Origin of the sequence: Pseudomonas sp. NIBRBAC000502773, assembly GCF_006517195.1 — a bacterium.
GTDB lineage: Bacteria > Pseudomonadota > Gammaproteobacteria > Pseudomonadales > Pseudomonadaceae > Aquipseudomonas > Aquipseudomonas marginalis.
In genome coordinates this window covers 624,728-636,065 of the sequence record NZ_CP041189.1, presented here as the reverse complement: position 1 = coordinate 636,065, position 11,338 = coordinate 624,728, and the positions used below count along the sequence as shown (strand labels likewise).

General features: G+C 63.2%; 15 protein-coding genes. 8 read left to right on the top strand and 7 right to left on the bottom strand.

What is annotated here, in order from left to right; genetic code table 11:
- The first annotated feature begins 16 nt into the window (after positions 1-16).
- Entirely contained in the window at positions 17-820 is an 804-nt protein-coding gene (gene dapF / locus NIBR502773_RS02765; protein WP_141155312.1) for a diaminopimelate epimerase, read from the top strand.
- On the opposite strand, the gene NIBR502773_RS02760 is transcribed toward dapF, so the two are convergent.
- Both NIBR502773_RS02760 and NIBR502773_RS02755 read right to left on the bottom strand, forming a co-directional pair.
- Positions 808-1,950 (bottom strand): PAS domain-containing sensor histidine kinase, encoded by a 1,143-nt coding sequence (locus NIBR502773_RS02760; protein WP_141155311.1) that lies wholly within the window; start codon positions 1,948-1,950, stop codon positions 808-810. The two genes, dapF and NIBR502773_RS02760, sit on opposite strands and share 13 nt — an antisense overlap.
- On the bottom strand, positions 1,940-2,755 hold the full coding sequence (locus tag NIBR502773_RS02755) for an alpha/beta fold hydrolase (protein WP_065941858.1): 816 nt from the start codon (positions 2,753-2,755) through the stop codon (positions 1,940-1,942). Before NIBR502773_RS02755 ends, NIBR502773_RS02760 begins: the two co-directional genes overlap by 11 nt.
- Positions 2,756-2,883: 128 nt before the next feature.
- On the opposite strand from NIBR502773_RS02755, the gene NIBR502773_RS02750 reads away from it, so the two are divergent.
- Positions 2,884-4,089 carry a YgcG family protein gene (locus NIBR502773_RS02750; protein WP_141155310.1) on the top strand — a complete coding sequence of 402 codons (1,206 nt, stop codon included), beginning with the start codon at positions 2,884-2,886 and terminating at the stop codon, positions 4,087-4,089.
- A gap of 59 nt (positions 4,090-4,148) precedes the next feature.
- On the opposite strand, the gene NIBR502773_RS02745 is transcribed toward NIBR502773_RS02750, so the two are convergent.
- Together NIBR502773_RS02745 and NIBR502773_RS02740 are read right to left on the bottom strand one after the other, a co-directional pair.
- Complete coding sequence (locus tag NIBR502773_RS02745) at positions 4,149-4,574, bottom strand: GNAT family N-acetyltransferase (RefSeq protein WP_141155309.1); 426 nt, start codon at positions 4,572-4,574, stop codon at positions 4,149-4,151.
- An 18-nt stretch (positions 4,575-4,592) separates the two neighbouring features.
- Positions 4,593-5,084 (bottom strand): GNAT family N-acetyltransferase, encoded by a 492-nt coding sequence (locus NIBR502773_RS02740; protein ID WP_141155308.1) that lies wholly within the window; start codon positions 5,082-5,084, stop codon positions 4,593-4,595.
- Positions 5,085-5,567: 483 nt separating this feature from the next.
- Between NIBR502773_RS02740 and NIBR502773_RS02735 the strand changes: the two genes are divergently transcribed.
- Complete coding sequence (locus NIBR502773_RS02735; protein ID WP_141155307.1) at positions 5,568-6,038, top strand: GNAT family N-acetyltransferase; 471 nt, start codon at positions 5,568-5,570, stop codon at positions 6,036-6,038.
- Here NIBR502773_RS02735 and NIBR502773_RS02730 read toward each other — a convergent pair.
- The gene (locus NIBR502773_RS02730; protein WP_141155306.1) at positions 6,032-6,517 is read right to left on the bottom strand and encodes an HIT family protein; all 486 of its coding nucleotides are present in this window, start codon (positions 6,515-6,517) and stop codon (positions 6,032-6,034) included. The two genes, NIBR502773_RS02735 and NIBR502773_RS02730, sit on opposite strands and share 7 nt — an antisense overlap.
- Before the next feature lie 140 nt (positions 6,518-6,657).
- Between NIBR502773_RS02730 and NIBR502773_RS02725 the strand changes: the two genes are divergently transcribed.
- Complete coding sequence (locus NIBR502773_RS02725; RefSeq protein ID WP_092357344.1) at positions 6,658-6,987, top strand: DHCW motif cupin fold protein; 330 nt, start codon at positions 6,658-6,660, stop codon at positions 6,985-6,987.
- Between the two features lie 70 nt (positions 6,988-7,057).
- Here NIBR502773_RS02725 and NIBR502773_RS02720 read toward each other — a convergent pair whose 3' ends face one another.
- Positions 7,058-7,525, bottom strand: a complete 468-nt coding sequence (locus NIBR502773_RS02720; RefSeq protein ID WP_141155305.1) for a copper chaperone PCu(A)C — start codon at positions 7,523-7,525, stop codon at positions 7,058-7,060.
- Entirely contained in the window at positions 7,525-8,130 is a 606-nt protein-coding gene (locus tag NIBR502773_RS02715; RefSeq protein WP_024074981.1) for an SCO family protein, read from the bottom strand. Before NIBR502773_RS02715 ends, NIBR502773_RS02720 begins: the two co-directional genes overlap by 1 nt.
- Positions 8,131-8,311: 181 nt before the next feature.
- Between NIBR502773_RS02715 and NIBR502773_RS02710 the strand changes: the two genes are divergently transcribed.
- The 4 genes from NIBR502773_RS02710 to NIBR502773_RS02695 all read left to right on the top strand — a co-directional run bounded on the left by NIBR502773_RS02710 (position 8,312) and on the right by NIBR502773_RS02695 (position 11,329).
- Positions 8,312-8,695 carry a DUF2946 domain-containing protein gene (locus tag NIBR502773_RS02710; protein ID WP_141155304.1) on the top strand — a complete coding sequence of 128 codons (384 nt, stop codon included), beginning with the start codon at positions 8,312-8,314 and terminating at the stop codon, positions 8,693-8,695.
- Positions 8,696-8,757: 62 nt separating this feature from the next.
- The gene (locus NIBR502773_RS02705; RefSeq protein ID WP_141155303.1) at positions 8,758-9,303 is read left to right on the top strand and encodes a putative natural product biosynthesis protein; all 546 of its coding nucleotides are present in this window, start codon (positions 8,758-8,760) and stop codon (positions 9,301-9,303) included.
- Positions 9,304-9,473: 170 nt separating this feature from the next.
- Complete coding sequence (locus NIBR502773_RS02700; RefSeq protein WP_141155302.1) at positions 9,474-10,790, top strand: OprD family outer membrane porin; 1,317 nt, start codon at positions 9,474-9,476, stop codon at positions 10,788-10,790.
- 95 nt (positions 10,791-10,885) lie between these two features.
- The gene (locus tag NIBR502773_RS02695; RefSeq protein ID WP_141155301.1) at positions 10,886-11,329 is read left to right on the top strand and encodes a hypothetical protein; all 444 of its coding nucleotides are present in this window, start codon (positions 10,886-10,888) and stop codon (positions 11,327-11,329) included.
- The last annotated feature ends 9 nt before the right edge of the window (positions 11,330-11,338 follow it).

Here is an 11,338-nt window from a genome sequence, read left to right as displayed (position 1 = left end):
GACCCCAGGACAGCCCATGACCTTGCCGTTCACAAAAATGCACGCCCACGGCGACGATTTCATCATCATCGACCGCCGTGGCCTGGACGACCCTGTCACCCCCGAGGTCGCCCGCCGCCTGGGCAATCGCCACACCGGCATCGGCTTCAATCAGCTGGCCGTGATGCTCGACTGCGAAGACGCCGCCGCGCGCATCAAGTTCTGGAATCCCAACGGCACGCCGCTGCAAACCTGTGGCAGCGCCACGCGTGGGGTGGCCGACCGCTTGATGCATGAAACCCGCAGCGATTCGGTTGTGCTGCGCACCGACCGGGGCCTGCTGACCTGCGTGCGGGTAGCGGATCGTCAAGTGTCGGTCAACATGGGTGAGCCGTCGCTGGACTGGTCGGCCGTGCCGCTGGCCGAGGCCATGGATACGTGCACGTTACCGATAGCGGGCAACCCGGCGGCGTGCAGCATGGGCAACCCCCATTGCACGTTTTTTGTGGCCGACATCAACGCCATCGATCCGGCCGCCGTCGGCCCGGCGCTGGAAATTCACCCGCTGTTCCCGGCCAGGACCAATGTGCATTTCGTGCAGGTGCTCGACCGTGGGCATATCCGCCTGCGTATCTGGGAGCGTGGCGGCGGCGTGCCGTTGGGTTCCGGTTCGTGCTGCTGCGGCGCGGTGGTCAATGGCATTCGCCGTGGCTTGCTGGATGCCACGGTGCAGGTGCAGTGCGACGGCGGCACGGTCACGGTGCACTGGGACGGGCAGGGTGGTGTGGTGTTGACGGGCAGTGTGGAGCCGATCATGCAGGGCAGTGCCTACCTGTTCTGAAACGTCACCGTGAAGGTGGTGCCGGCTGTGGCACAGGAACTCACCGCCACATCGCCGCCATGGACCTTGGCCAACTCCCGCACGATATACAGGCCCAGGCCCACGCTGCGCACGTCGCTGCCCTGGTCGGTGCCACGGGTCATGGGCTCGAACAGCCCGGCCAGCAAACCTGCCGGAATCGCCGTGCCGTGGTTGTGCACCGCCACTTCGCAAGCGCCGGCATCCAGGCGCGAGGTGATGGTGATCGGCCGTCGCGGGTCACCATAGGCCACGCTGTTGGCCACCAGGTTGCCGATGATCTGCTGCACGCGATCGCCATCCAGGCAGGCGTCGCCACGGCCCTGTGCGTGATGCTCCAGCGTTGCCTTGGGGAACGCCACGCGCAGTTCGTCCACCGCGCGATGGATCACCTCGTGCAGGTCCAGCGGCGCCGCCTTGATGGTGATGCCCTGGCCGACCCGTGCCTGGGTAAAGTCCAGCAGGTCGGCGATCATGCGTTGCGCGCGCTCGGAGGACTGGCCGATATGCCCCAGCAGTTGGCGCTCCTTGGGTGTGCGTTCGCCACGGCAGAGAAAGTCCGAGGCCATGCGGATCGCCGTGAGCGGGTTTTTCAGGTCATGGCTGACAATCGCGACCATCTGCTCGGCAAACAGGGCGCGACGCTGGGCGATGGCGTAGGCCTCGTTCAGTTCGGCCTGGGCTTGTTGCAGCGCGATTTCGGTGGCGGTTTTTTCCTGCAACAGCGCTTCGGCCAGGTGGCGCGCGTTGAGCAGCTCGCGCTCGTACTTGTCGCGGTCGGTGGTGCCGAACAGCGCCAGGTCGTACACCACAGAGCCGGCCTGTTCGCGTTTGTTGCCGTTGAGCAGCACGGTCAGCTTGTGGCCATCGCGGTGCAGCAGGTCCAGCTTCACCTCGGTGACGCTGCCGTGCATGCGCAGCATGGGCGCCAGGTGAGTCTGGTGGAAGATCCTCCCGCCCATGCTCAGCAGGTCCTGGAAGCGCCGGCCCTGCAGCGCGGCGATGCTGAACCCCAGCCAGTCGCTGAAGCGTGCGTTGGCCTGCAGGATCGTGCCATCTTCCGTGGTGACGGCGAGGGCGCAGGCGGCGCTGTCGAACAGATCAGCCGGCACGTGCTGCCATCCACGGCGCGAGGAAGGCGTCCATGGCCGCCGCGCAGGCCTGCGGTGCGCTCATGTGCGGGCAATGGCCGACGTTGTCCACCAGGCAATAGGTGCTGTTGGGTAGCACGCTGTGCAGGTATTCACCCACGGCCACCGGGGCGATCAGGTCGTCACTCGATTGCAGGATCAGCACCGGGGTGGGCAGGCCGATCACGTCCTGGCGGTTGTCCGACATAAAGGTCACGCGCGCGAACTGCCTGGCGATCTCCGGCTCGGTGCGGCAGAAACTTTCGGTCAACTCGTCGCTCAGCGCCGGTTGGCCGGGGGCTCCCATGATCACCGGGGCCATGGCGCTGGACCAGCCGAGGTAGTTGCTGTCGAGGGTGTCGAGCAGGTCGTCGATGTCGGCGCGCTTGAAACCGCCCACGTAGCCATCGTCATCGATATAGCGTGGCGACGGGCCGATCATCACATGGGCGGCGACACGCCCGGGGGCCAAGCGGTCGGCGAGGGTGCCGATCATGGCACTGACCGAGTGCCCCACCAGGATGACCGGGCCCTCGGCAAAGGCCTCGATGATCTCGTTCAAGTCGCGGGCATAGCCGTCCAGCGCGCTGTACTTGGCCTTGTCAAAGGCGTTGAGGTCGGACAGGCCGGCGCCCGTCAGGTCATACATCACCACGCGAAAACGCTCTTTGAACTGCGGCGCGAGGTAGTTCCACATGGCCTGGTTGCAGCCAAAACCATGGGAAAACACCAGGGTCGAGGGCCCGTCACCCATCACGTTGACGTTGTTGCGCTGGAGTAGGCCCATGGGGATCTCGAAGTTATGGCGTATTGCTAGGTGTGCTGCAGTTTAGATAGTCGATGGCTTTGGGTCACGCGTTATAGCGCCGATAGGGTAAAGTCGGCGCCTTCAGGAAGAAACTTCAGGTAACAAACATGATGCGGTGGTTGCGGCAATCCGTCTTGAGTCTGCTGGTATTGATGTCCGCCGGCCTGTTTATCACCGCCCAGGCCGAGACGTCGCCCATCGGCGTGGCCCTCGACCAGCGGGTGATCGACCTCACCAACACCCTCGACGCCGGTACCACCACCCGTCTGCAAGACCAACTCGCCGCCCTTGAACAACGCAAAGGCGCGCAGGTGGCGGTGTTGCTGGTGCCCACCACCCGTGGCGCGAGCATCGAGGACTACGCCAACCAACTGTTCCGTGCCTGGAAACTGGGGCGCAAGGATGTCAACGACGGCATCCTGCTGGTAGTGGCCAAGGATGATCGCAAGGTGCGCATCGAAGTTGGCTACGGCCTGGAGGGCACGGTCACCGACCTGCTGGCCCACCGGATTATTGAAGAACACATCACCCCGGCCTTTCGCCAGGGCGACTATGCTGGCGGTGTCGAGCAGGGCGTGAACGACCTGGTTGTCCTGGTGGATGGCGGTGACTTGCCGCAAGTGGCCGGGCAGGGCGGCAGTCTTGAGGCGCTTGCGGTGTTGCTGGCGTTCGTGTTCGGTGCCATCGGCGGCGTGCTGGTCGCGGCGCGCAAGCTGGGCTGGCGTGGGGCGTTGATCGCCACGGCAGCCGTTACCGTGGCGCTGGTGGCATTCGCCGGCGGCCGGGAATGGCCGATGTACCTGCTGGTACTGCCCCTGACCCTCCTGATCGGCGGCGCCACCTTCGGCGCCTTATGGCTGGCGCGCACGGCGTTCTACTGCGTGATAGGGCTGTTGGCCTACATCGCCGGGGTGGTGATCGCCAACCGGTTCGTGGAGGTCAGTTATATCCATTGGCTGGTGTGGCCGTTTGGCGCGGCGTTGGTGCTGGGCTTGTACCTCGGGTTGTTCTTCGTCATCAGGGCATCCTGGAAAAAGCGTCCGCGCTTTTTCCTCCTGCGTGCCCTGGCGGTCATGGCCATCTACGTCGCAGCGGGTACACTGCTGGGGCACGGGTATCAGGGCTGGATCGTGGCGATTCCAGTGGCCTCCTTTGTGGCGTTTATCGTGTTTGTGCAGAGCATCGCCAGTTCCGGCTCGGGGTCCGGCTCGGGCGGTGGCTCCGGTTCGGGTTCCAGCGGCTCCAGCTCCAGCAGCAGTTCCTCGGGGGGCGGTGGTTCCAGTGGCGGTGGCGGGGCGTCGGGGAGTTGGTAACCGGCGGTTGTTCGGCCTGACGCCAGGCTGCAAACGGCTGCCTGGCAAAGCCCTGAACGTTACAGCCGCTTGGACAGAAACACGCGACTGCTGCCTGCCGGTTCACACGGGACCTCCCCGAACCGCACCCACCCATGCTTTTCATAAAAGCCCGGTGCCTGAAAACTGAGGGTATAGAGCACCGCGTTCGCGCAGCCGCGACGCCGGGCTTCGTGCTCAAAGGCGTGCAGCAACCGGCTGCCCAGGCCTGTGCCGCGCAGGGCCTCGGGCAGGTGGAACAGGTCGAGGAAGGCCATGCCCAAGGTGGTTTTGCCGGTGATGCCGCCGACGGTCTGCCGGGTCTCGGGATCCTTGAGCAATACCGTCAGTGGCAGGCGGTCGTTGTAGCCGGCGATACCTTCGTTGAACGCAGCCAGGCCGTTGCCGAGAATACGCTCGGCGTCGGGATTGGCCTGGTCGCTGACTTCAATAAGCGCTGCGGTCATTGCAAAACCCTCCGTGGGTTAAAGCGTCATCAGCATTTCATGCCAGGCCATGCCGCCATGATCCGAGGGCGACGGCTGGACATAGGTGTAGCCCATGCGGGTGTACAACGGCACATGCTGTTCCTTGCACATCAGGTGAATCGTGCGCTTGCCCATGGCGTGCATGCGCTGCACGAACTCGGTCATCAGCACCTTGGAATAACCCTTGCCCTGATGCGCCGGGTCGACCACCACCGACATGATCACCACATTCGGCGCCTCGGCCGAATGCCCCACCAGTTCCTTGAACGCCTCGTCCGACATCACCACTTCATGGGCGCAGCCGCCGTTGATAAAACCCACCACCTCGCCATCGGCTTCCAGGATCAGGAAGCCTTGCGGGTATAGGGCAATGCGCGTGGCGATCTTTTCCAGGGTCGCGGCTTCGTCGCCCTCGTAGGCGGTGATTTCAATCTCGTAGCAACGGGCGGCGTCGGCGGGGAGGGCGTTGCGTAAGGTGAGGGCGGGCATAGGCGTTTCCTGGGGCGTTGAGCGAAAGTCCACATCATAACGGCCTCGCTGGGACTCTGGGCAGAACACCGATCGAAATTGTGGGAGGGGGCTTGCCCCCGATGGCGGCGTGTCAATCAGCCCATCTATAACTGATCCACCGCTATCGGGGGCAAGCCCTCTCCCACAGTTTTGTCTGCGCCAGGCTTGGTGGGGGGTGCTGTTTTCGATGCATGTTGGTCAGGGCCATGGCGTTCAAGAGGCAGTGTGGAACCCGCCAAAGCGGTTTCCTCACTGCTTAAGTCACATCAACTCACCGTAAACACATCCGCCACGTCCTGGACCAGGATCCGGGCGGTATTGGCGACGGTGCAACCGATTGGCAGAACGACTGCATCGGCCTGAATGCTTGATAAGATTAAACTGCCAAAGCGGGAGCAAGCTCCCTCACCTCCGTTATTCATTCACCCGGGCGGGCAACGGAAATCCATGAAGGAAGGACCCATGCTGGAAATAAAACGCGCCACCCCCACCGACGCCAACGCCGCTTTTGACATCCGTCGCGCAGCCATCCGCAGCCAATGCATCGGCGCCTACACCGCCGAACAAATGGCGCTCTGGACCCGTGGCAAGGCCGAGGACGGCTACAGCGCGCTGATGGAAAAACCGTTCTACCTGGGCTGGCTGAACGGTGAGCCGATCGCCACCGGCATGCTCGACCTGGCCAACAACGAGGTCGGCGCGCTGTTCGTGCTGCCCGCATTCACCGGGCGCGGGTATGGCAAGGCGATGCTGGATCACCTTGAGCAGGTCGCACGGGAACTGGCGATTGAAGAGGTGGTGCTGGACGCGACGTTGAATGCCGCGAGTTTTTATCGCGCGTGCGGCTACGTGGGCGATGAACAGGCGATTTATCACTCGCCGTCGGGGTTGCGGTTGGCGTGTATTCCGATGAAAAAACAGCTGCATCAGTGACGCAAATGCACGCGCAAGTTGCCGATAACCTGCGCGACTGAAGGCCCGTGGGTCACCGGTGGGATCAGGCGCTCACCAAACTCCCGCCACACAAACAGCGTCAGCTCCGCACCATCGGTGAGGGTTTTTGCCAGGTCCTGGGAACCCAAATCCTGCAACCGCCGATAACGCTCATCACGCCAGAACGCATCTTCCACCCAGTCATACACCGGTATGAAATGAAAGTGCAGCGGGAACCCCGGCAGATGCCCATAGCGGCTGATATACAACCACTTGGGCTTGAGTTGCGCCTCCATGACCCGCTGGGTTTTCGCCAGCAGTCCACCCAGTTCGGCCAACGCTGCCTCCGGCATATCGGCGAGGGAATCAATTGGCGCCTTGGCACCCAACATCAGGTAACCCGGCAGCTTCGAAGCCAGGTGATGGTTGAGCAGCCAGTGCTCGGTCTCAAGCAGGATGTAGGCGGGGTCGATCTGCATCAGCACGTGTCCTTGGGAGCAGGGTGGGCAGGATAACAAGCACGCTCGCCTGTATCCCACAAAACCACGGGATCTGTGTCTATCGCGCACGTTGTCAGGTGGATAGCCTCAGGCCACGTTAACTGACGACCGAGCAAACCATGGAACTCACCGCTGTCCCGTTTGGCATCACCGACTGGTCCACCCTCGAACCCGAGCTTCACCCCGGCGTCAGCGGCAGTGCCTCATGGCGCACCTGCCACTTCGGCACCACCCGCGTGCGCAGGGTGGATTACAGCCCCGGCTACCTGGCCGATCACTGGTGCCGGCGCGGGCATGTGCTGCTGTGCCTGGAAGGCGAGTTGCACACCGAGCTGGAAGACGGCCGCCGGTTCACGCTGACGGCCGGGATGAGTTACCAGGTGGGCAATGACATGGAGGCGCATCGTTCCTCGACGAGTGTCGGGGCGAAGCTATTTATCGTGGATTGAAGGGGGACCTTTGTGGTGAGGGAACAAGCTCACTCACCACAGGAACAGGCACCCCCTTAAATCCGCTGCTTTAATGCATCTTGCTATGGTCCATGCCATCCAGCCCACGCGCCGTGGCCTGGACCTCAACGGTCTGCTTCTCGCCCTTGGCGTCCTGCACCGTCAGGGTCAGCGGCACCTGGTCGCCTTCCTTGATCTGGCCGGTCAGGCCCATCAGCATCACGTGGTAGCCGTCCGGGTCGAGCTTGACCGCCTTGCCCGCCGGCAGGGCCACCGCGTCCACGGGGCCCATGCGCATCACGTCGTCCTTCATGCTCATCTCATGGATCTGCACGTCCTTGGCCACCGACGAGGCCACGCTGAGCAGCTTGCTGTCGCTGTCGGCGGTCACGGTCATGAACGCGCCGCTGGACGGTTGGCCCGGCACCGAGGCGCGCACCCAGGCGTCGGTGACTTGCACCTGGGCACTGGCGTGGGCGGCGAGGCCCAGCAGGGTCAGGCCAAGGGTAAAGCGCTTGAGGTGTTGAACGGCAGTCATTAGCAGACCTCCATGACGGTGAGCAGGTCTTCTGCGCACTCTTTAGCGGTAAGGGATGCCTGCAACCCCAGGCGCAGGTTGCCACGGGTGTCGAAGACAAAACTGGTGGCCGTGTGGGACAGGGTGTAGGTGTCGCCGGCGGGGATCTTTTCATAGAAGATCCCGAATTCTTTGGCGGCCACGGCGATTTCTTCCGGGGTGCCGTACAGCGCTTCGAAACTGGGGTCGAAGGCCTTGACGTACTTGTCGAGAATCTCCGGAGTGTCGCGTTCCGGGTCCAGGGTGATAAAGATCACCTGCATGATCTCGCCGTCGCGGCCCATCAGTTTCTTGGCCTGGGCGGCGCGGGCCAGCGTGGTCGGGCACACGGCCGGGCACTGGGTGAAACCGAAGAACACCACCGGCATCAGGCCACGGTAGGAACTGAGGGTGACGGTGTCGCCCTCGGTGTTCTTGAGCTTGAAGGTGCGGCCCATGATCTTGTCGCTCAAGTCCTTGCCGTACTTGAAGTTCAACTTGGGGCTGTTGTCACAACCGGCCAGCAGGCCCAGGCCCAACAGGCCCATGCCGGTCAGGACCTTGCGGCGGGTGAATAACGTACTCATCAACGGTGCATCCTGTGAAACGCCCGCATTGCGCGAAATCAACTCGGCGGGCTTTGAATAGGAGTAAACGAGGAGGGCGCCAAGTCTACCAACCCTGGCCAGCCCGCGTAATCTGCGACGTTCTGCCACAGGGGCACGCTGAATTTCATCCTTTTGCACCGCTGGTGGTAGAGTCGCCGCCATGAAATCGAGCCACCCCGACCGTTCCCTGATCGTCTGGACCCTGTACTTCTGCGTGCTGATGAACCTGTTCGTGTGCGGTTTGGGCCATGGCCAGATGACCGGCCAGCAACTCAACGGGATCGGTGGCGCGTTCTGTGGAGTGGACGGCCAACAGCTTCCACTTTCCGACAAAGGGCTGGGCGCGCCGTCTTCCAGCAACATCTCGAACTACTTTGCCTGCCCGGTGTGCAACGCCGTGACCGTCGCGCTGGTGTTCCTGATCGGCCTGGCCTGGTTGCTGGGCCTGGGGCAGAACCCACGCCCGGCCCATGAGCGGCGCAACAAGGCGCCGCCGCGTTATTCCTGGCCCTCGGCCAACCCCCGCGCATCCCCCGCATTCTGACGTGTGCCCTGGGCCTCCTGTGAACAGGGGGCGTTCTATCGTCACGACTGTGAGTGTGCTTTATGAATCATCACTTGCCTGCCGGCGCCAGCCGTCTGGTCAGCCAGGCGTCCCGTCGCCTGCGCGCGGAACCGGCACGCCCGGACTACCCGAGCAATGCTCGCTGCTTTGTGCACCTGGATGCACGCCTGTTGCCGTATTGGCACACCCTGTTCGACATCTGCCCGACGCTGCTCAAGCTCGACCCGCCCGAGGGCCTGAACCTGTTTCGCAGCTTCATGACCTGGGCCTATCGCAACCAGCCGGCCCAGGATTGGACCTGGCACCTGAACGTGTGCCGTTGGTTGCTGGCGTCGCCGTATCGCGGGCAGATTGATGAAGAGCCCATCGAAACCTTCATGGCAGCGGCGGCGGCGCGTTGGATCAGTACGGATGACAGCCAGGCCCAGGGAGTGGTCCTGGCCTGGCAAGGCTTGACGGTGTTCGATTGGAAGGGCGTGCGCAGTGCCGCCGCCGAACAACAGGCACTTCCTGCCACGCAATGGGATTTTGCCTGGTGTCCGCTCTCCTCCCCAGGGGTATTCCAGGGCTGGTTGCCGGTGCCTTGAACGAGCGGGATTGTTACGTAAACCGCAACAGTGATTGACGGTTTTGGCGGCTGTTTCCCCAAGGCCCAAGGCTATACCGTGCGCGCACCCGTTGAATGCAGCACCACCCGACCGACAAACAACAGGGTTGGGCTGTAACGGGGTCGCCTCAATCACTTCACGGAGCCTTCATGAAACACACCACGTGCCTGGCGTTCGCCGTCTCCCTCGGCGCCGCGCAGCAGGCGGCTGCAGCGGGTTTTATCGATGACAGCAAAGCCACCCTCGACCTGCGCAATTTCTATTACAACCAGGACACCCGCAACACCAGGGCACCGTCGGACAAGGAGTGGGGCCAGGCCTTCATGTTCAACTACCAGTCCGGTTTTACCGAGGGCCTGGTGGGCTTCGGCCTGGACCTGCAGGCTATGTATGGCCTGCGCCTGGATGCCTCGGGGCGCGCCGGCAAGGCCGGAGAAGACAACACCCCCGGCAGCGTTTTCCCGTTGTCCGATGGCAAGGCCGCCCATGACTTCAGCAAGACCGGCGCCACCGGCAAGGTGCGCATCTCGCAAACCCAGCTCAAGGTCGGCACCTTGATGCCGAAGATGCCGGTGCTGATGTCCGAAGACGGCCGCTTGTTGCCGCAGACGTTCCGTGGCTATCAGGTCGATTCCAGGGACCTCAAGGACTTCAACCTGATCGCCGGCAAAATGGAGCAGGTGCTCGACCGCAACTCCAGCAACGGCCAGGGCCTGTCGATCGCCGGGGCCAATGACCCGGCCAAGGGCAAGTCCAGCAACCAGTTCTACTACGGCGGGGTGGATTACGCCGTCAGCAGGCAACTGCAAGTGCAGTACTACTACGCGACCCTGGAGAATTTCTACCAGCAGCATTTCGTCGGCCTGGTGCACAACTGGCAGTTGCCGGTGGGGCAGCTCAAGACCGATCTGCGTTATTTCTACAGCACCGCCGACGGCAAGAACGGCAGCGCCGCCGGGCGCGGTGAAGGCTATGTGAGTTCCGGGTATTACGCGCCGGGAGTCAACTCAGGCAAGGTCGACAACCGCCTGTGGAGCGCGATGTTGACCTATGGCGTGTACGGGCATTCCGTGGGCCTGGGGTATCAGAAAACCACCGGCGCCAGTGACTTCCCCCACATCAACCAGGGCCAGGGCCGTTCGCTGTACCTGATCACCAACGCCCAGTCGTTGAAGTTCGTCAACGCCGGCGAACAGGCCACGGTGGGTAACTACACCTATGACTTTACCGGCCTGGGCGTTCCGGGCCTGAAGTCGAGCGTGACCTATATCCACGGCAGCCACATCCGCGCGGCGCGTCGCGACAACAGCGAGTGGGAGCGCGATGTGCGTGTCGACTACGTAATCCCCACGGGCACGTTCAAGGGCCTGGGCCTGACCTGGCGCAGCGCCGTGCTGCGCGGCAATGACACCGCCGACAAGGATGAGACGCGGCTGATCGTCAGCTACAGCCTGCCGTTGCTGTAAGCCAGGCAGGAGCAACGCTTGACCGGCATCAAGGCCGCCCCGTGCGCCAGCCCGCACACTGGGCTCCCCACGGCCGGTCCCTCTGCGAGGCTTGCATGCTCTACCTCCTGTTGCTATTGGCCCACCTGTTCGCCGCGCTGGTCTTTATCGGCACGGTGTTCTTCGAAGTGCTGATCCTCGGGCACCTGCACCAGCACTTGCCGATTCGGGTGATGGTGCTGGTGGAGCAGGGCGTCGCCCGGCGTGCCCGGGTGTTGATGCCGTGGGTGTTGCTGGTGCTGTTCGGCGCCGGGCTTGGCATGGTCTGGCTGCGCTACCTGCCGGCGTTGTCGGCCCCGCTGGCGTCCTCGTTCGGCACGTTGCTGGGCCTCAAGTTGTTCCTGGCCGCCAGTGTGCTGCTGCACTTCCTGGTGACCATGGCGCGGATGCGCCGGGGCAAGGTCAGTGCGCGCTATAGCCATTTCATTCACCTGAGCCTGTTCGTGCACATGGTCGCCATTGTGCTGCTGGCCAAGGGCATGTTTTACCTCAGCTGGTAGCGACCTTGA